Source organism: Actinomadura spongiicola (genome assembly GCF_003432485.1).
In the GTDB taxonomy this organism is placed as follows: domain Bacteria; phylum Actinomycetota; class Actinomycetes; order Streptosporangiales; family Streptosporangiaceae; genus Spirillospora; species Spirillospora spongiicola.
The window spans coordinates 687,806-706,641 of the sequence record NZ_QVNQ01000001.1; the positions used below are offsets into that span (position 1 = coordinate 687,806).

Sequence of the window (18,836 nt, forward strand, 5' to 3'; positions counted from 1 at the left end):
CTGTGTCTCGCGCACAGGCCCCCTCAGCGACTTTTGTGACCCTGACCTCATGACATATGTCAGCCCGTAAACGTTGACTGTGTCGTCATACGGCAACGGAGGGATGGTGGAGCGTGACGGCACGTACCTCCGCGACGAGCCTGCCGCCGGCCGGCGACGTCCGGAGCAGGCCGGCGCCGAGAAGGCGGACGAGAAGGCCCGACTTCGTCACGATGGCGCTCGGACTGCCGGTCGCCTTCATGGCGATCGTCTACGCCTATCCGGTGGGCGCGATGCTGCTGAAAAGCGTCACCGAGCCGAAACCCGGATTCGGGAACTTCCGGCGCGCGTTCACCGATGACGCGATCTGGGACGTCCTCGTCATCACCGTCCGGTTGTCGGCGGAGGTGGCACTGCTCACCGTCGTCCTCGGCTTTCCGGTGGCGTATTTCCTGTCGCGGACATCGAAACGCAAGGCCCGTTTCCTGGTACTTCTCGTGATCATCCCGTTCTGGACGAGCATCCTGGTACGGTCGTTCTCCTGGATCGTCCTGTTGGGTGACAACGGACTGGTGACCTCAATACTCGAACCGGTGACCGGAGACGCGCAGGGAATGCTGTACAGCGAAAGCGCTGTGGTCATAGCGATGACACATATTCTGCTGCCGTTCCCGATTCTCATCATCAAGGGAACGCTCGACCAGATCGACTCCTCGCTGCCGCCCGCCGCCCGCTCGCTCGGCGCCGGCCCGCTGCGCGCCTTCGCCCACGTGTACCTGCCGCTGGCGGTGCCCGCGATCGTCAGCAGCGGCATGCTCGTCTTCGTCATCGCGCTCGGCTTCTATGTGACGCCCGCGCTGGTCGGCGGGCCGAAGCAGAGCACGATCGCCGTGGTGATCGCGCAGGCCGTCCAGGTGAACTTCGACTGGGGGATGGCCGCGGCGCTGGCCACGCTGCTGCTGGTGATCGCCACCACGCTCACCATGATCGTGCGGCGGTTGACCAAGGTGAAGGGCCTGGTGGCGCTGTGAGCACCATGACCGCGCCCACGGCGCGCGACGGCGGCGAGACCAGGCCCGCGCGGCCCCCGGGACGGCGCCGCGACCGGCGCTCTCCCTCGACACCGCTGGAACGGGTGCTGCGCTGGGGCCTGCGCGTCGTGGTGACGCTCGTGCTCGGCTACCTCGTGACACCGATCGTGATCGTCGTCCTGGAGTCGTTCAACAGCGTCGACTACCTGTCCTTCCCCCTGGAAGGCTGGTCGCTGACGCACTACCGCAAGTTCTTCGCCGACTCCGCATGGGTCGACGCGACGCTGCTCAGCGCGCGGATCGCGGCCCTGGCCGCGCTGATCGCGACCGTCGTCGGAACCGTCGCCGCCTGGGGCCTGGCCCGCAGCAACGCCCGGGGGAAGGGCTTCGTCTTCGCGTTGCTCTACTCCCCGCTGCTGATCCCGATCATCGTGCTGGCGATGAGCTACTACTTCACGTTCGCCGACCTGAAGGTGATCGGGCACTGGCAGCTCATCTCGGTGGCGTACTCGGTGATGGGCATCCCGTACGTCCTCGTCGCGGTGTCGAACGCGCTCCAGCAGTTCGACCCCGAACTGGAGAACGCCGCCCGGACGCTCGGCGCCGGCATGACCCGCACCCTGCTGCGGATCACCCTTCCCTCGCTGACCTCCGCGATCTCGGCGGGCGCGCTGTTCGCGTTCGTGATCGCCTTCGACGAAGCCGTGATCATCCTGTTCGTCGGGGGCAGCGGCTCCGTCACGCTCCCGCGCATGCTGTGGGACAGCGTCCGCAACGACCTCACGCCCACGCTCGCCGTCGCCGGCACGATCCTCATCGTCGTCTGCGTGGGGCTGTTCCTCCTGTCCGAGCTGATCAAGATTCTTCGTGAACGGCGGGAGCGCCGATGACCGCGCCGATGACCAAGCCGACGACCGCGTCCACGACCACCGACCAGGTGGTCTTCGACGGGATCCACAAGTGGTACGGGGACTCGCCCGCCGTCCACGACTTCAACCTCGCGATCGCCAAGGGCGAGTTCGTCACCCTGCTCGGGCCGAGCGGCTCCGGCAAGACGACCAACCTGCGCATCCTCGCGGGCCTGGAGTCGGCGACCGCCGGTGAGGTGTACCTGGCCGGACGCGCCGTCACCGACGAGGTACCGGAGAAGCGCAACATCGGCCTGGTCTTCCAGAATTACGCGCTGTTCCCGCACATGACCGTGGCGCAGAACATCGCGTTCCCGCTGCGGATGCGGCGGATGAAGAAGGACGACGCGGCGCGCGAGATCGACCGCGTGCTGAAGATGACGCAGCTCACCGAGTTCCGCGACCGCTACCCCCGGCAACTCTCCGGCGGCCAGCAACAGCGCGTCGCGCTCGCCCGCGCGTTCGTGTTCGACCCGAGCGTCCTGCTGATGGACGAACCGCTCGGCGCCCTCGACCGGAACCTGCGCGACCACATGCGGCTGGAGCTGAAGAACCTTCAGCAGCGGATCGGCGCGACCGTCCTGTACGTCACCCACGACCAGGACGAGGCGCTCGCGCTGTCCGACCGGATCGGCGTCATGCACCGTGGCGTCCTCCAGCAGACCGCGCCGCCGGACGAACTCTACGAGGAGCCCGTCAACTCGTTCGTCGCCAAGTTCCTCGGCCAGTCGATCTGCCTGCCCGCCCGGCGGGTGGACGACGACGGCCGGTACACCGTCGTGGAAGTGGAGGGCATGGCCGGGCGCGTCCTGGTCGACAAGGACAACGACTGCTCGGCGGACCCCACCGGCGAGTTCATGATCCGTCCGGAACGGTTCCGGATCGGCTCCGACAAGCCGGACGCCGCCGAACGCAACGCGGTGAGCTGTACCGTCGCCGCCCACGTCTACCTCGGCCCACAGATCGAGGTGCATCTGCGGACGGCGGAGGGCGCCGAGCTTCAGGTGGTGGTGCCGTCCGCGCGGCGGGCCGACTACGACACCGGCTCGGCGCACTGGCTCAGCTGGGCGCCGGGCGACTGCCGGTTCCTCGCCCACGTGACCTGACCGCCGGACCGCCGCGACCGGAACGCCTCCCGCCACGACCTCTGTTCGTCATGCATGGATTTCGTACGGGAAGGGACGCAATGGATCTGACGGCACTCACGTGCTGTACCTGGCACATGGACGGCGACGTCGGCGTGCTCACCCTGAACCGGCCGGAACGCCTCAACGCGATCGCCAACACCGACATCGACGAGCTGGACCGCGTCCTCGCGTATGCGGGGAAGGAACCGTCCGTCCGGGCCGTGGTGATCACCGGCGCGGGGCGCGGCTTCTGCTCCGGCGCGGACGTCAAGGAGTGGGCGGCGAAGGCGGACGCGGCCGAGGAGTCGTGGGCCGTGAAGATGCACCGCACGATCGCGCGGCTCTACTGGCTGCCGAAGCCGGTCATCGCGGCCGTGAACGGCGTCGCCGCCGGGTCGGGCTTCGACATCGCGCTCACCGCCGACATGCGGTTCGCGTCGACGGCCGCCCGGTTCGGCCAGGTCTACACCCAGCGCGGCATCTGCCCGGACGCCGGAGGTTCGTACCTGCTGCCCCGGATCGTCGGCGAGACCCGCGCCGCCGAACTCATCTACACCGGCCGGATCATCGACGCGGACGAGGCGCTGCGCATCGGCGTCGTCAGCGACGTCGTCCCGCCGGAGAAACTGATGGATCGCGCGCTGGAACAGGCGCGGATCTTCGCGGCCGGTCCGACCGTGGCGATCGGGGAGGCGAAGCGGAACATCCGGGCGGGCCACACGCTCGGGATCGAGGAGGCGCTGCGCAACGAGCACCGTGGCGCGCTGCTCTGCGTGCACACCGAGGACAAGGCCGAGGGTCTCGCCGCCGCGATCGAGAAGCGCCGTCCCGTCTTCGTGGGGCGCTGATGACCACCCGGGCCACGTCCGCGCGGGAGACGACCGGTCACCGCCTCGACCGGCTGTTCCGGCCCGCCAGCGTCGCCGTCGTCGGCGCGTCCCCGAAGGGCGGGTACGGGCTGCGGACGCTGCGGAACACGCGCGCCGTCGGGTTCACCGGCCGCCTGTACGCCGTCCACCCGTCCCACACGGAGGTGGACGGTGTGGCGGCCTACCCGTCGCTGAGCGACCTGCCGGAGGTGCCGGACGCGGTGGCCGCCGCCATCCCGGCGCCGGGCGTTCCGGCGCTCGCGGCGGAGGCGACCCGGCTCGGCGTGGGCGGCATGGTCGTGTACGGCGCCGGGTTCGCCGAACGGGACGAGGAAGGACGCCGCCGCCAGGACGATCTCGTCGCCGCGACCGAGGGACGGCTGCCGCTGATCGGCCCGAACTGCCTGGGTCTCGCCAGCTACCGGGGACGCGCCGCGCTGTGGGGCATCGAAATGCCGTACGTGCACGCGGGCGCCGACGGCACGGTGGCGATCGCTGCGCAGAGCGGCAACATGGCGTTGACGACGATGCTGTCCGGGCGGCTCCCGGCGGTGGCGTACGGGGTGTCGGCGGGGAACCAGGCCGTTCTCGACCTGTCCGATTGCCTGGAGTACTTCCTCACCGACCCCGCCGTGAAGGTCGTCTGCCTCGTCATGGAGGGCCTGGCCGACACGGGCCGGTTCCGGGCGCTGGCGGAACGGGCCGCGGCGCTGGACGTGTCCGTCATCGCGCTGAAGATGGGCCGGTCCGCGGTCGGCGAGGCCGCGGCGATCGCGCACACCGGCACGCTCGCCGGACGGGACGCCGCCTACGACGCGCTGTTCCGGCAGACCGGTGTGCACCGCGTCCACGACCTCGACGAGATGATCGCGCTCTGTACGCTGCTCGCCGCGCCGCGCCGGCCACGCGGCAGCGTCGTCGGGGTGTTCGCCAGTTCCGGCGGGGAGTGCGGGCTGATCGCCGACCTAGCCGAGGACACCGGCGTTCCGCTCGCCGCGCTCGACGACGCCGCCGAGTCGGCGCTGGCCGATGTGCTGCCGCCGTACATGGCGGTGCACAACCCGCTCGACCTCGGCGCGAACGCGTGGGGCGACCAGGACGTGTACCGCGCCGCGACCCGCGCGATGGGCGAGTGCCCGAACGTCGACGTCGTCGTCTTCTCCGGCGACGCCCCCGCGCACTCCGACCCGCTGGACGAGATCGGCTGGACCGAGATGATCAGCGGCGCGGGCGAGGCCGCCGCCGAGCTGGACGTGCCGGTCGTGATGATGACGATGGCCACCGACCTCGCTCCGGGGCTCACCGACCTGGCCGCGCGGCACGGAATCGTGCTGCTCGCCGGGACGCGTCCGGCCCTGCGCGCCGTCGCGCTCGCGGGCACGCCGCGTCCGCCCGCGAGCGCCGACGACGCGTCCAGCACGGATGCCGACGTTCGGCGGCGCGCGTCCGAGCTTCTCGACGCCCACGACGGGACGCTGCCCGAGGCCGACGCGAAGCGGCTGCTGAAGCTCTACGGGATCGCGTCGCCGCCCGGTGACGTGGCGGCCGACGCGGAAGCCGCCGCCGCGATCGCCGCCCGGATCGGCTACCCGGTGGTGTGCAAGGTCCACACGCCGGAGATCGCCCACAAGTCCGACATCGGCGGAGTAGAGGTCGGACTGGCCGACGAACAAGCGCTGCGCGACGCCGTGGCCCGCGTCCGGAGCCGTACCGGGGCCGCGTATCCGCTGCTCGTGGAACGGATGGCGGAGCCGGGCGTCGAGCTGATCGTCGGCGGGCGCAACGATGTCGCCGGGTCGCTGGTCGTCATCGGCGCGGGCGGCGTCCTCACCGAACTGCTCGGCGACGCCGCCGCCCTGCTCTGGCCGTTCGGCGGCGCGGACGTCCGCGCCGCGCTCGACCGGCTCAAGGTCGGCGCGCTGCTCGGCGGCCTGCGCGGAGCCCCGCCCGGCGACATGGACGCGCTCGCCGACACCGCGATCCGGGTCGGACGGCTGCTCGCCGACTTCCCCCGGATCGCCGAAATCGACGTCAACCCGCTGCTGTGCCGACCGGACGGGTGCCTCGCGCTCGACGCCCTGGTCGTCCGCGCCGCGAACCCGAAAGGACGGCCGAACTGATGGACTTCGCGATTCCCGACCATCTCGTGGAGTTCCGCGAAACGGTCCGCAGGTTCACCGAGACCGAACTGATCCCGCACGAGGACTACGTGGAGGAGCACGACGGCCTCCCCGAAGAGGTCGAACGGCGCATCCGGGAACGGGCCCGCGCCATCGGGCTGAACTCGATGGGCATGCCCGAGGAAGTCGGCGGCGCCGGCATGGACGTGCTCAGCCAGGTCCTGGTCACCGAGGAACTGTTCCGCGCGCTCGGCGGCCTCGCCGAGGTCGTGCCCACGACACCGAGCGTCCTGCTCGCCTGCAACGACGAGCAGCGCGAACGGTTCCTGATCCCGTGCGTGCGCGGCGACGTCCAATGGTGTTTCGCGCTGACCGAACCCGACACGGGATCGGACGCCGCGAACATCCGAACCCGCGCCGAACTGCGTGACGGCTCCTGGGTCATCAACGGCCGTAAACGGTTCATCAGCCACGGCGACACCGCCGACTTCGCCATCGTCTTCGCGCTGACCCACCCCGACCGCGAACAGGACCGCATCACCGCGTTCCTGGTCGAGAAGGGCACGCCCGGGTTCAGCGTCGGGCAACTCCACAAGACGATGGGGCATCGCGGCTACCGCCAGGCGGAACTCGTGTTCGACGACTGCGCCGTCCCGGAGGGGAACGTGCTCGGGGAGCCCGGTCGCGGCTTCAGCCTCGGGCACGGCGCGCTGAGCAGCGGCCGGATCATGACGGCCGCCCGCTGCCTCGGCCCCATGGCCCGGCTCATCGACGACGGCGTGGAGTGGGCGAAGCAGCGCGTCCAGTTCGGCCGTCCCATCGCCGACTACCAGGCGATCCAGTTCATGCTCGCCGACTGCGCCACCGACCTGCACGCGTCCCGGCTGATGACCTACGAGGCGGCCTGGTCCGTCGACCAGGGCGCCGCGCCCAAGATCATTCACGCGAAGGCGGCGACGGCGAAGCTGTTCGCCAGCGAGGCCCTCGGCCGGGTCGCCGACCGGGTCCTCCAAATCTTCGGCGGCACCGGCTACATGAACGAGACCTACGTGGAACGCGCGTACCGTAACGCCCGCATCGAACGGATATGGGAAGGCACCTCCGAAATTCAACGCATCATCATCGCCCGCAACCTGCTCAAACGAGGCATGTTCCGCTGAATAACCCTTCGACCAGGTCACCGTCCCTGAGTTCCGCGCCATCCCCCAGCAAAGGACGATTCCATGAAGATCCCCGGAAGATCACAGAGTTACTCGCCCTCGCGCCGTGACGTGCTGCGCGGCGGCGTCCTGCTCGCGGGCGGCCTCGCCGCCGCGCCGGTGCTCGGCGCCTGCGGCGGCTCCGACGACAAGGGCGGCGGCAGCAAGAAGGTCGTCGTCGCCGACTGGGGCGGCGCGCTCGTCGAGGCGGAGAAGAAGTACATCTTCGAGCCGTTCAGCAAGGAGACCGGGATCGAGGTCGTGGTGGCCGGCCCGCCGACCCCCGCCAAGATCAAGGCGATGGTCGAGACCGGCAACATCGAATGGGACCTCATCGCCGGTGGCCCCAGCACGGTCCTGCCCATCGGCCGCAAGTACTTCGAGCCACTGCCCGACAGGCTGCTCAACATTCCCGGAATCGACCCGGCGTACGTGGACAAGAACTGGCTCACGTACTACCTGTTCTCCATCGTCATGGCCTGGAACACATCGGTCGTCGGCGCCGGAAAGAAGATGGAGAGCTGGGCCGACTTCTGGGACACCGAGAAATTCCCCGGCCGCCGCTCGCTGCGCGGCGCCGACAACGGCGTCCCGCCCGACATGGAGTTCGCCGTCCTCGCCGACGGCGTCGACATGAAGGCCGTGTACCCGATCGACGTGGACCGCGCGTTCCGCAGCTTCGACAAGCTGAAGTCGAACGTCCCGCAGTGGTGGACGTCCGGTGCCCAGCCCGGTCAGATGCTCGTCAGCAAGCAGGTCGGCGCGACCAGCATCTTCTCCGGCCGCATCGGCGCGCTGAAGAAGGGCGGCGCACCGCTCGAATTCACCTGGAACGGCGGCATGTTCCAGCTCGCCGCCTGGTCGGTCGTCAAGGACGCGCCGAACAAGGAGAACGCCTTCAAGCTGATGGAGTTCTCCGTCCGGCCCGACATCCAGGCGAGCGTCTGGAGCAAGTACCCGAACGGCCCGTCGAACGCCAAGGCCCTCGACCTGATGGACAAGGAGTTCGCGAAGACGCTGCCCTCGCACCCGCAGAACGTGGAGGTGCAGTTCCTCCAGGACAGCGAATGGTGGGGGTCGAACCGTGACGCCGTCCTGAAGCGGTTCCAGGAATTCGCGAAGTCCTGAGGCACCCCCCGAACGCACCGAGGAGAACGAGCAGTGGAATCACTGGCAGACCGCGCCTATCTCGTCACCGGAGGCGGTACCGGCATAGGCGCGGCCACCGCCCTCCATCTGGCCGCGCTCGGTGCTTCGGTGACCGTGATCGGACGCCGCGAGGAACCCCTGAAGAAGATCGCGGACGAGGTGAGGCGCCAGGGCGGCGACGCCCTGGCGCACACCGCCGACGTCCGCGATCCCGCCGCCGTCGAGGCGGCCGTCGACGCCGCCATGGACCGCTTCGGCCGGATAGACGGCCTGGTCAACAACGCGGCGGGCAATTTCGTCACCCCGGCGGAGAAGCTGTCGCCGAACGGGTGGCGGGCCGTGGTCGACATCGTCCTCAACGGGACGTGGAACTGCACCTCCGCGGTGGCCCGCCGCATGATCGAGACGAACCGCCCCGGCTCGATCGTCAGCGTGATCGCCACCTACGCCTGGACGGGCCACCCCGGCACCGTCCACAGCGCCGCCGCCAAGGCGGGCGTCGTGGCCATGACCCGCACGCTCGCCGTCGAATGGGCCCGGTACGACATCCGCCTGAACTGCGTCGCGCCCGGCCCCACCGAAACGGAGGGAGCGGGCAGCGCGTTGTGGGCGGAACAGGAGGACCGTGACCGGGTCCTGGCGTCCGTCCCGCTACGCCGTTTCGCCGGCGCCGCCGAGGTCGGCGACCTCATCGGCCTTCTCCTCAGCGACCGAGCCGCCTACATCACCGGCACCACCCTGACGGCGGACGGCGGCCAGTCCCTGGGCGCCCAGATCTACGGCCCGCCCCTCGAAACGAACGGCGCCTCACCGTCGCCCCGGTGACCGCTCGTTGATCGGGCTCGGTAGTGCCGCTGCCGGCATGCGCGGGAGCAGAATCGGCGGCGTCGGCCCCGGGACGGCTGGGTCAGCGGTTCCGCGCAGACGGCACAGCGGCTTTGAGGCTCCGGCTTTTCGTCACGCGTCGATTCCTTTTCGTCACGCCCTTCGCGGGCCGGGCGGCGGCGCGGTGTTGACCGCGCCGCCGCCACAAGGTCCTGTGCCGGGACGGAACCGCGCGGGGTATGCCGCGTCAACTCGCCATCGAGGTGCGGGCACTCGGCGACGATGTCGTCGTCCGGGCACTCCAGCAGGACCAGCAGGTACTCGCGGGTGGTCCGCAGCTTTTCGATCCGCTCCTCGATCAGTTCGGTGTGCCGCTTCACGGTGCTTCGCCAGCGTTCGTTGGAGCTGGAGTCGGACGTCACCACAGCCGTCTGTTCGAGGGACATCGCTCCGGTGACGCAGCACAGGTAGGCGAGACCGATGCGACGCAACTCGGTCTCGGTGTAGACACGCCGCCCGTTGACGCGTGGCGGCTCGGGAAGCACCCGTTGCGCCTCCCACCATCGCAACGTGGACGGAGCCAGGTCGAAAAGCGCCGCGGCCCGCCCTATCGAGACGCCGAGTCGATCGTTCACATTGGCCAGTTGACATCAAGTCGCCTTGAAGAATCAAGATGAAGCGAGGTTAGGCATGCCTTAGTCGCGGTGGCAGTCCACGGGAGGAGCCCCAGACGTGAGCACGACAACGGACGCGGACCCCGAACAGTCGGCCGGGCTCGCGAAACCCGGGGCGCTGGCACGGCTCTTCGCCCCCATCAGGCCGTATCTGATCGTGTGCGGCACCCTGTCGGCGCTGTCGGCGGCGGCGGGGATCGTGCCCTACATCGCCGCCGCCGAGATAGCGCGGATCATGCTCGACGATCCGGCGGGGTCGGCCGCCGCGGTCTGGACCTGGGTCGGCGTCGGCGCCGCCGGTGCCGCCCTGTGGCTGGTGCTGCTGGTCCAGTCGTCCCGGGTGGGGCACTACGCGGACGCGGCGATCCTGCACTCCTTGCGTACGCGGATCGTGCGCCACCTCGGCGCCCTGCCGTTGGGCTGGTTCCGATCCGTGGGCTCCGGCCGGGTCAAGCGGGCGATGACGGGCGACCTGGAGGAGATGCACGAGGTCATCGCCCACGCCCTGGGGCAGCTGACCGGCGCGGTCACGGTGATGGCCGTCGCGGCGGGCTACCTGTTCTTCGTGGACGTCCCCATGGCGCTGGTCGTGCTGGCGGTCTTGGGCCTGATGGGGATCTCCTACCGCGTCTCGATGCGGTCCATGACGGCCCATGTGAACCGGCTCATCACCGCCGAGGGACGGATCAGCGCCGCAAGCGTCGAGTACGCGGACGGCATCCAGGTGGTCAAGGCGTTCGGAACCGGCGGCCAGGTCATGCGCCGCTTCGACGACGCCGTGGACGAGTACGCCGAGGCGTTCGCGGCGTGGGTCTCCGAGGTGCGGTACAGCTCGGCGATGACGCGGCTGCTCGGCTCGGAGATGGCGGTCCTCACCGCCGTGACCGCCGCCGGGTCGGTCTTCATCGCCCACGGGTCGCTCACCGTGGCGGGCCTGGTGGCGTTCCTGGTGGTCGCGGTCGGGCTCCCGGCCTCGGTACTCCCGGCAGTGTCCGCCGCCCAGGGAGTGCGCAAGGGACGGATGGGCGCGGCCAACATCGAACGATTGCTCTCCCGTCCGCCGCTTCCCGAGCCCGACCGCCCACAGGTACCGGCCCGTCACGACGTCGAGCTCGACCACGTCTCGTTCACCTACGACGGGAAGACCCGCGCGGTCGAGGACGTCAGCGCCGTCTGCCCGATGGGCCGGGTGACCGCGATCGTGGGACCGTCCGGAGCCGGAAAGACGACGCTCGCGAGCCTGCTGCCGCGCTTCTACGACGTGACGAGCGGTTCGATCCGCATCGGCGGTGTCGACGTGCGCTCGATCCCGTCGGCGGAACTGTTGAGGTCGATGTCGCTCGTGTTCCAGGACGTCGCGTTGCTGCGCGACAGCGTGGCGGAGAACATCCGCATCGGCCGCCCCGGCGCCGACGACGCGGCCGTCCGCCGCGCCGCCGAAGCCGCGCACGTCCACGACGTGATCGAGCGGCTGCCGGACGGATACGACACGCTGCTCGACGCGGGCGGCGGCCGACTGTCCGGTGGTGAGCGGCAGCGGTTGACGATCGCGCGGGCGATCCTGTCCGGGGCGCCGATCGTCGTCCTGGACGAGGCGACCGCGGCGCTCGACCCCGACAGCGAGGCGGCCGTCCAGGACGCCCTGGCCACCCTGGCGACCGGCAAGACCGTGATCGTGATCGCCCACCGGCTGCACACGATCGCCGGAGCCGACCAGATCCTCGTCCTCGACCGCGGCCGGCTGGTCGAGCGGGGCGCCCATGACGAACTGCTCGCCCGCGACGGCCTGTACGCCCGGATGTGGGCCGCGCAGGAAGGGGTACTCGCATGATCCGCAGGCTCTACCGGCTGTGGCCCGACCCCCGGCTGCTGGCCCGGCTGTGGTCGCTCACCGCGGCACAGGCCGTTCTGCAAGGACTGTTGCTCGGCCTGCTCGTCCCGATCCTGCACGCCGTCGTCCGACCCGAACCCGACATCGCCGAGGCGACGCCGTGGCTCGTGCTCGGCACGATCGGCGCGGCCGTCTACGGGTCACTGAGCGTCATCGCCGACCCCGTGGGGTACGCGGCGGGCGGCAGGCTCGCCGCTCAGCTCCGGAAACGGCTGATGCGCCACGTGAGCACACTGCCGCTCGGCTGGTTCACCGCGAACAACAAGGCGCGTCTCGCGCGGGGAGTGACCGCCGACGTGGGCGACGCCGCGCACCTCGCCGTGGTGATCGGCAACCCGATCATCACCTCGACGCTGCTGCCCGCCACCGTCGTGGCCGTCACGTTCGCCGTCGAATGGCGGGTGGCGCTGCTGCTGTGCGCGATCGCGCTGGCCGCCTCCTGGACGCTGCGGCGGGCCGCGCGGGTCACCGCCGAGGCCGAGATCGAGTTGGAGCGCGCGTCGGCCGACATCGCCGGTCGCGCGATCGAACTCGGGCAGGCCCAGCCCGTCCTGCGCGCCGCCGGTCACGCCGACGGCACACCCCGGATGCGCGCCGCGCTGGACGAGCACCGCGCGACCTACCGGAAGGGCATGGCACGCGCACGCCGCCCGTTCTTCGTCTACACCGGTGTGATCGCGGGCGGGTTCGTCGCCGTGCTCGCCCTGGTCGCCGGGCTCCTGCTCGGCGAACACGTCGAGGTCGCCGAGGCGATCGCCCTGCTCGTGCTGGCCGCCCGTTTCCTCCAGCCGCTCGGCAACCTCATCGACCTCGTCGGCGCCCTGCGCGCCATGACCAACAAGATCACCCGTATCGAGGAGATCCTGGCCACTCCCGCGCTGCCCGTCCCGACCGAGCCCGTGTCCGGAATCGGCGGGCCCGACATCGAACTCTCCGGCGTCACGTTCACCTACCCCGGCGGTGAGGCGCCCGCGTTGCGGGACGTGTCGGTCCGCTGCCGGGCGGGCACCACCACCGCGCTGGTCGGACCGTCCGGCTCCGGGAAGACGACGGTGACCCGGCTCATCGCCCGGTTCTTCGACGTGGACGCGGGCACGGTGCGCGTCGGCGGCGTCGACGTCCGCGAACTCGACCCGGAAGTGCTCCTCGATGAGATCGCCATCGTCTTCCAGGACGTCTACCTGTTCGACGACACCATCGAGAACAACCTGCGCCTCGCCCGCCCGGACGCGACGTGGGACGAACTCCACGACGTCGCCCGCGCGGCCCGGCTCGACGAGGTGATCGAACGCCTCCCCGCCGGCTGGGACACCCGCGTCGGCGAGGGCGGGGCCCAGCTGTCCGGCGGTGAACGCCAGCGCGTCGCGATCGCCCGCGCGATGCTCAAACGGGCGCGCGTCGTGCTCGTCGACGAGGCCGCCTCCGCGCTCGACCCCGAGAACGAGGCCGCGATCACCCGGGCCATCGCCAACCTCGGCGCCGACCCGGACCGCACGATCATCGTGATCGCGCACCGTCCCGCCACCCTCGCCGCCGCCGACCACGTGGTCTCGCTCGACGCCGGCCGGGTCGCCGAGTCCGGCACCCCCGCGGAACTGCTGCGCGGCGGCGGGACGTTCGCGCGCATCAGCCGGCAGTCCGAACGGTCCCGGCACTGGCGCATCGCCAACCGCGGCTGAACGCGCCGTCCCGGGTCAGCCGGTGAGGTCGCTCGTCTCGGAGTCGGGCCGGTCGACGTCGAGGGTGTCGGCGAGGAGACCGCGGGTGTAGGGGTGTTGCGGGCCGTTGAGGACCGACTCGACCGCACCCGACTCCACGACGCGGCCCTGGCTCAGCACGACGACACGGTCACCGATGCTGCGCACGACGGCGAGGTTGTGCGTAATGAAGATCATGCTCAGGCCGTCGTCCTGGAGCGACCGGAGCAGCTCGACCACGGAGGCCTGGACGGAGACGTCCAGTCCCGAGGTGACCTCGTCGCAGATCAGCAGCGAAGGGTTGCAGGCGAGGGCGCGGGCGATCGCCACCCGCTGGCGCTGACCGCCCGACAGCTCGGCCGGGTAGCGGTCCGCGAGCCGCCACGGGATCTCCACCCGCTCCAGGGCCTCCTGCGCCTTGGTGCGGGCGGCCTTGCCCCGGTCCCCGTAGAAGTGCCGCAGCGGCACCATCACCGCGGTCGCGATGGTCTCGCGGGGGTTCAGGGAACCGTAGGGGTTCTGGAAGACGTACTGCATCTGCTGCTTGATCGCCTTGGACCGGTCACGCAGCCGCGGGGGAAGCGGCTCGCCGTTCATCTCGAACCCGCCGGTCTGGTCCTCGTGGAGCCCGATCAGGCAGCGGGACATGGTCGTCTTGCCGCTGCCCGACTCGCCCACGACCCCCACGCACTCGCCGGGAGCGACGTCGAAGGAGATGTCGTACAGGACCTGCGACCGCCCGTAGGAGGCGTTCAGATTCCGCACGCTGAGGACGGACGTCTTCTCCTCCCTGCCCTCGACGAGTCGCAGGGGCTCCTTGACCTGGCCCGTCCGGTTCTTCCGCACGTGGTCGACGCGGATACAGCGCGCCTCACCGCCCGCGGACGTGGCGACCATCGGGGGCGGGGCCTCGCGGCACCGGTCCTCGACGAACCCGCAGCGGTCCGCGAACACGCAACCGTCGAACTTGGTCCCCGGCGCGGGCGCCCGGCCGGGAATGGCGACGAGCGCCAACCGCTGGCGCGTCGACGGCACCGAGTCGAGCAGCGCGATGGAGTAGGGGTGCGCGGCGGACTGCAACACCTCCTCGTGCGTCCCCGTCTCCAGAATCTTCCCGGCGTACATCACGGTCACCAGGTCGCCGACCGTCCCGACGACGGCGAGGTCGTGCGAGACGAAGACGGCGGCCATGCCGTTGTCCGCGCAGAGCTGGGCGACCATCTCCAGGACCCTCGCCTGGGTGGAGACGTCCAGACCGGTCGTCGGCTCGTCGAAGACGATCAGTTTCGGCTTCTTCGCCACGGCCATGGCGATCGCCACGCGCTGCTGCTGGCCGCCCGACAACTCCTGGGGGTGACGGCGCAGGAACGCGTCGTCCGAGGGCAGGCCGACGGTTTCGAGGACCTCGCGGATTCGCGGCAGGTTCTCCTTCTTGTCGCCGATCAGTCCCTCGGTCAGCTGGGTGCCGATCCGCATCGCCGGGTTCAGCGCCGTCGCCGGGTCCTGGGGCACGAAGCCGATCAGCTTCTTGCGCGCCTCGCGCAGGTCGTTCGGCGCGAGCGAGAGCAGGTCGACATCGCCCACCACGACCTTGCCGCCGACGATGTTCGCGCCCTTCTTGGCGAAGCCGAGCAGCGCGAGCCCGACCGTGCTCTTGCCCGAGCCCGACTCGCCGACCAGGCCCATGACCTGGCCGCTCTCCAGACTGAACGACACATCGTCGACGATGACACTGCCGTCGTCGAGCGCCACGGTGAGGCCGGTGACTTCGACCGCCTTCATGAACGAGCCCCTTCGGTGCGGCCGATCACGCGTGCGGCGCCCTCGGCGAAAAGGTTGCCGCCGATCGTGAACAGGGCGACGCAGGCGGCGGGAATGAGGACGGCGAGCGGCTGGATGGCGAGACCGTCCTTGTTCTCGCTGACCATGAGGCCCCAGTCCGCGTCGGGCGGCTGGACGCCGAACCCGAGGAAGCTCAGGGAGGCGAGGCCGACGACCGACCACATGAGCCGGAGCCCGATCTCGACCATGAGCGGGGAGGTCACGCTCGGCAGCACCTCCCGCATGAGGATGTGGCGGGACGACAGCCCGATCGTCCGCGCCCACATGACGTGTTCGCGGCGCATCACCGGACGGGCCGCGCCGCGCATGACACGCGCCATGCCGGGGGTGAGACCGATCGCCACGAGGACCACCAGGATCCACCGGCTCGGTCCGACCATCGAGATGAACAGGATCGCCATGATGATCGTCGGGAAGGTCAGCAGGACGTCCACGACCCGCATCAGCAGCGTGTCGACGATCCCGCCCGCGAAGGCCGCGACCAGCCCGATGGCGGTTCCGAGGATCACGCCGCCGGCGGTGGCGGCGATGCCCATCCACGTCAGGTTGATGCCGCCGCTGAGGATGCGGGAGACGATGTCCCGGCCCAGCGAGTCGGCGCCGAGCAGCAGGCCGTCACCGGGCGAGGCGTACGGCTTCGCGATGACCGCGGTCGGCGAGTGCGGTGTGAGAAAGGGACCGATGATCGCGAAGAGGATCATCGTGACCAACATGATCAACCCGAGCCGGGTCTGCTTCGAGGTCAGGACGCGGCGGGTGAGGTTCTGGGGTGGAGCCTGAACACCCTGCTCCGTGGGTCGCGTTCGGATCATGGCCGCACGCTCCTTCTTTGGTCAGCGGGACTTGTTCAGGGTTCCGAGCACGTCGGCGAGTTGGTTGAAGCAGAAGAACGCGGCCGCCATCAGCATGATGATGGCCTGGATCATCGGCAGGTCGTGGCCGGCGACGGCGTCCACGAGCGCCGAGCCGATGCCTGGATACGCGAACAGGTACTCGATGACGACCGAGCCCGCGATGGTGTAGGCGGCCATGATGCTCGCCGCCGGGATGCTGGGCGCGAGCGCGTTCGGCAGCGCGTGCCGGAACAGGATCCGCCGCATCGACAGGCCCTTCAGCATCGCGAGCTGGACGTACTCGCTCTCCATCACGTCGATGAAGGAGACGCGCACGAGCCGCGAGAGGTAGGTGACCCCGACGAGCACCATGACGGCCAGCGGCATCACGAGCTCCTGCGGATGCTGCCAGGGCGCGTCACCCGGCGGGATCAGCGAGACCGGGGGCAGCACCTTGAAGACGACCGTGCCGAACAGGGCGACCACGAGGCTGCCGAGGACGAAGTCGGGCGTCGCCGTCACGATGAGCGAGACACCCAGGTAGGACCGGTCCAAGAGCTTGTCCCGAAAGACGGCCGCGAGCAGGCCGACCAGCAGGGACAGCGGAAGGATGAGGACCATCGCCATCACGGTCAGCGTCGCGGAGTTGAAGATCCGCTCCGAGAGAAGCTCGGACACGGGCTGGCCGCTGACCAGCGAGTTGCCCATGTTGCCGGTGAGGACGTTGCGCAGCCAGTCCCAGTACTGGCTGAACAGCGGCTGGTCGAGCCCGAGGTTCTTGTTCAGCTGGGCCACCTGGTCGGCGGTCGCCGAGGGCCCGAGGATGATCTTCGCGACATCGCCCGGCATCGTCTGCGTCGCCACGAAGACGATGACGGAGATGCACCACAAGGTCACCAGGCCCATCAGCGCACGCCGGGCGATCAGCCACGCGAGGGCGGTCCGCCGCGAGCGGTCCGGGGTCGGGGCGGCCTTGACCGCGCCGTCGGTCGTCGTCGTCTCAATAGCCATTGCAGCAATCCCGTTCAACGTGTCCGGTCGTCGTCTTGGCTGGGGGTGTCGGCTCGATTCCGTCCGGTCTGAGCGACGCCCAGCACGCCTTACGGCTCGGAGGGTCCTGAGCGGACACTCCCCAGCCATGACGCCGTGCCGGTGGAACGTGGAGCCGCCTCCTCGCGATCTCGATGTCGGAGGAGGCGAGCTCCGGTTCTGGTGACACCGCCTTACCTGCTCATTGGTCGATGGTGACCTTGCGGAAGTCGTACAGGTTCCCCGAGGGGAACTCGGGGATGAGGCCGTTCACCTTCGAGGAGTACACGCTCACCGTGGGGTTCGTCGCGGTGAGGATGCTCGCGCCCCGCTCGTACTCGATCTTCTTCATCTGCTTCTCGATCTCGCACTGTTCCTGCGGGTCGGAGGTCGCGTACAGCTTCGCGGCCAGCGACTTGAACTCCGCGTCGTTCCAGTGCGTGTGGTTGAGCACCGCGTCGTTGCTGATGATCTCGGGCACGCCCTCCAGGTAGGGACGCGTGTCGTAACCGGTGTAGAACACCCGCTCGCCCCACTTCTCCAGGTAGGCGCCGAGCTCCATCTTCTGCACCTTGATGGTCACGCCGATCTTCTTGGCCTCCTCGGCCAGGATCTGCACGAGCTGGAGCATGCCGGGCTTGTTCGCCGCGGTCTCCAGGTTGATGCTGAGGTTCGACTTGCCCGCGTCCGCGAGCAGCTTCTTCGCCTCCTCCAGGTTCTGCTCACGCTGCGGGACGGCCGGCAGACAGCGGTTGAAGCCCGAGTGGTCGTTGGCCAGCTCACCGAGGCCGTCGAAGGCGTTGGAGAGCGCCAGCTTACGGTTCATGATCAGCCGCATCGCCTGGCGGACGCGCACGTCCTTGAAGGGCTCGGTGTCGGCGCGCATGCCGATGGAGACCTTCAGGTTCACATCGCTCTTCATGATCTTCAGACCGGGGGTCTTCTCGATCGTGCGGAGCGAGGTCTGCAGGATGTTGGAGCTGGCGTCGATCTGGCGGCCGATCAGCGCGTTGGTCGAGGCCTCCGCGGTCTTGAAGCTGATGATCTTGACCTGGTCGACCTTGGGCTTCTCGCCCCAGTAGCCGTCGAACCTCTTGACGAGCGTCTCCCGCCCGGGGCTGAACGAGACGAGCTGGAACGGGCCCGTTCCCATCGCCTGCTCGGGCTTGGAGTCCTTCTTGTAGAAGATGATGTTGCTGTTGGTGACGGCGAACTCGAACGGCCCGTACGGCTTGGGCAGCTTGAACTTCACCGTGAGGTCATCGACCTTCGATATCCCCTTGGGGTCCATGAAGTCGATGTAGTTGCGCTCGATCAGCGCGTTCTTCTTGTCCAGGACGCGCTGGAACACCGCGATGACGTCGTCCGCGCCGAACGTGCTCCCGTCGTGGAACTTGACGTTCGGACGGAGCTTGACGGTCCACTCGGTGTTGTCGTCGTTGTGGGTGATGCCGGTGGCGAGCGCCCACTCGTAGCCGCCGTCCTTCTTCCGGTGGGCGAGCGGCTCGAACATCGTGGCGTTGCGGACGTAGAAGTCCTGGGATCGAAGGTTGGCGTAGGCGTCGAGGGTGGAGATCGTGCTGGCGACCACGCCCACGCGGAGCGTTCCGCCGGTCGAGGCCCCCTTCTTCTCCGACGAGCCCGATGAACATGCGGCCGCAAG

The 18,836-nt window shown here is 69.5% G+C and carries 15 protein-coding genes; 10 read left to right on the forward strand and 5 right to left on the reverse strand.

The genetic code is table 11. The annotated features are described in order from the left end of the window. Positions 1 to 113: 113 nt before the first annotated feature. The 8 genes from D0T12_RS03285 (at position 114) to D0T12_RS03320 (ending at position 9,207) form a co-directional block, all read left to right on the forward strand. Positions 114 to 1,010 carry an ABC transporter permease gene (locus D0T12_RS03285; RefSeq protein ID WP_147339360.1) on the forward strand — a complete coding sequence of 299 codons (897 nt, stop codon included), beginning with the start codon at positions 114 to 116 and terminating at the stop codon, positions 1,008 to 1,010. Between the two features lie 5 nt (positions 1,011 to 1,015). Beyond that, entirely contained in the window at positions 1,016 to 1,900 is an 885-nt protein-coding gene (locus D0T12_RS03290; RefSeq protein ID WP_233525844.1) for an ABC transporter permease, read from the forward strand. After that, on the forward strand, positions 1,897 to 3,024 hold the full coding sequence (locus D0T12_RS03295) for an ABC transporter ATP-binding protein (RefSeq protein WP_158581387.1): 1,128 nt from the start codon (positions 1,897 to 1,899) through the stop codon (positions 3,022 to 3,024). Before D0T12_RS03290 ends, D0T12_RS03295 begins: the two co-directional genes overlap by 4 nt. A gap of 80 nt (positions 3,025 to 3,104) precedes the next feature. Next, positions 3,105 to 3,893, forward strand: a complete 789-nt coding sequence (locus tag D0T12_RS03300; RefSeq protein ID WP_158581388.1) for an enoyl-CoA hydratase/isomerase family protein — start codon at positions 3,105 to 3,107, stop codon at positions 3,891 to 3,893. After that, positions 3,893 to 6,034, forward strand: coding sequence for an acetate--CoA ligase family protein (locus tag D0T12_RS03305; protein ID WP_117397726.1), 2,142 nt, complete (start codon positions 3,893 to 3,895; stop codon positions 6,032 to 6,034). Before D0T12_RS03300 ends, D0T12_RS03305 begins: the two co-directional genes overlap by 1 nt. Then, on the forward strand, positions 6,034 to 7,194 hold the full coding sequence (locus D0T12_RS03310; protein ID WP_117397727.1) for an acyl-CoA dehydrogenase family protein: 1,161 nt from the start codon (positions 6,034 to 6,036) through the stop codon (positions 7,192 to 7,194). The genes D0T12_RS03305 and D0T12_RS03310 overlap by 1 nt, the downstream gene beginning before the upstream one ends. 63 nt (positions 7,195 to 7,257) lie before the next feature. Then, positions 7,258 to 8,361: an ABC transporter substrate-binding protein gene (locus D0T12_RS03315; RefSeq protein ID WP_117397728.1), complete on the forward strand. Its 1,104-nt coding sequence runs from the start codon at positions 7,258 to 7,260 to the stop codon at positions 8,359 to 8,361. 33 nt (positions 8,362 to 8,394) lie between these two features. Further along, positions 8,395 to 9,207 (forward strand): SDR family oxidoreductase, encoded by an 813-nt coding sequence (locus D0T12_RS03320; RefSeq protein WP_117397729.1) that lies wholly within the window; start codon positions 8,395 to 8,397, stop codon positions 9,205 to 9,207. On the opposite strand, the gene D0T12_RS03325 is transcribed toward D0T12_RS03320, so the two are convergent. Continuing rightward, complete coding sequence (locus D0T12_RS03325; protein WP_117397730.1) at positions 9,159 to 9,842, reverse strand: MerR family transcriptional regulator; 684 nt, start codon at positions 9,840 to 9,842, stop codon at positions 9,159 to 9,161. The two genes, D0T12_RS03320 and D0T12_RS03325, sit on opposite strands and share 49 nt — an antisense overlap. Before the next feature lie 97 nt (positions 9,843 to 9,939). Between D0T12_RS03325 and D0T12_RS03330 the strand changes: the two genes are divergently transcribed. Next, entirely contained in the window at positions 9,940 to 11,712 is a 1,773-nt protein-coding gene (locus D0T12_RS03330; RefSeq protein WP_117397731.1) for an ABC transporter ATP-binding protein, read from the forward strand. Then, complete coding sequence (locus D0T12_RS03335; protein ID WP_117397732.1) at positions 11,709 to 13,451, forward strand: ABC transporter ATP-binding protein; 1,743 nt, start codon at positions 11,709 to 11,711, stop codon at positions 13,449 to 13,451. The genes D0T12_RS03330 and D0T12_RS03335 overlap by 4 nt, the downstream gene beginning before the upstream one ends. A 15-nt stretch (positions 13,452 to 13,466) precedes the next feature. Here D0T12_RS03335 and D0T12_RS03340 read toward each other — a convergent pair whose 3' ends face one another. From D0T12_RS03340 to D0T12_RS03355, 4 genes are all read right to left on the reverse strand, one after another. Next, entirely contained in the window at positions 13,467 to 15,251 is a 1,785-nt protein-coding gene (locus D0T12_RS03340) for an ABC transporter ATP-binding protein (protein ID WP_117397733.1), read from the reverse strand. Further along, positions 15,248 to 16,123 carry an ABC transporter permease gene (locus tag D0T12_RS03345; protein ID WP_117397734.1) on the reverse strand — a complete coding sequence of 292 codons (876 nt, stop codon included), beginning with the start codon at positions 16,121 to 16,123 and terminating at the stop codon, positions 15,248 to 15,250. The genes D0T12_RS03340 and D0T12_RS03345 overlap by 4 nt, the downstream gene beginning before the upstream one ends. Before the next feature lie 21 nt (positions 16,124 to 16,144). Further along, on the reverse strand, positions 16,145 to 17,155 hold the full coding sequence (locus D0T12_RS03350) for an ABC transporter permease (protein ID WP_117397735.1): 1,011 nt from the start codon (positions 17,153 to 17,155) through the stop codon (positions 16,145 to 16,147). A gap of 220 nt (positions 17,156 to 17,375) precedes the next feature. After that, entirely contained in the window at positions 17,376 to 18,770 is a 1,395-nt protein-coding gene (locus D0T12_RS03355; RefSeq protein ID WP_158581389.1) for an ABC transporter substrate-binding protein, read from the reverse strand. Positions 18,771 to 18,836: the final 66 nt, after the last annotated feature.

What these genes read in the sequence shown, in the direction of transcription:
- D0T12_RS03310 (WP_117397727.1), top strand. Translation starts at nt 6,034, where the DNA reads ATGGACTTCGCGATTCCCGACCATCTCGTGGAGTTCCGCGAAACGGTC.
- D0T12_RS03300 (WP_158581388.1), top strand. Translation starts at nt 3,105, where the DNA reads ATGGATCTGACGGCACTCACGTGCTGTACCTGGCACATGGACGGCGAC.
- D0T12_RS03290 (WP_233525844.1), top strand. Translation starts at nt 1,016, where the DNA reads ATGACCGCGCCCACGGCGCGCGACGGCGGCGAGACCAGGCCCGCGCGG.
- D0T12_RS03295 (WP_158581387.1), top strand. Translation starts at nt 1,897, where the DNA reads ATGACCGCGCCGATGACCAAGCCGACGACCGCGTCCACGACCACCGAC.
- D0T12_RS03335 (WP_117397732.1), top strand. Translation starts at nt 11,709, where the DNA reads ATGATCCGCAGGCTCTACCGGCTGTGGCCCGACCCCCGGCTGCTGGCC.
- D0T12_RS03340 (WP_117397733.1), bottom strand. Translation starts at nt 15,251, where the DNA reads ATGAAGGCGGTCGAAGTCACCGGCCTCACCGTGGCGCTCGACGACGGC.
- D0T12_RS03345 (WP_117397734.1), bottom strand. Translation starts at nt 16,123, where the DNA reads ATGATCCGAACGCGACCCACGGAGCAGGGTGTTCAGGCTCCACCCCAG.
- D0T12_RS03315 (WP_117397728.1), top strand. Translation starts at nt 7,258, where the DNA reads ATGAAGATCCCCGGAAGATCACAGAGTTACTCGCCCTCGCGCCGTGAC.
- D0T12_RS03350 (WP_117397735.1), bottom strand. Translation starts at nt 17,155, where the DNA reads ATGGCTATTGAGACGACGACGACCGACGGCGCGGTCAAGGCCGCCCCG.
- D0T12_RS03305 (WP_117397726.1), top strand. Translation starts at nt 3,893, where the DNA reads ATGACCACCCGGGCCACGTCCGCGCGGGAGACGACCGGTCACCGCCTC.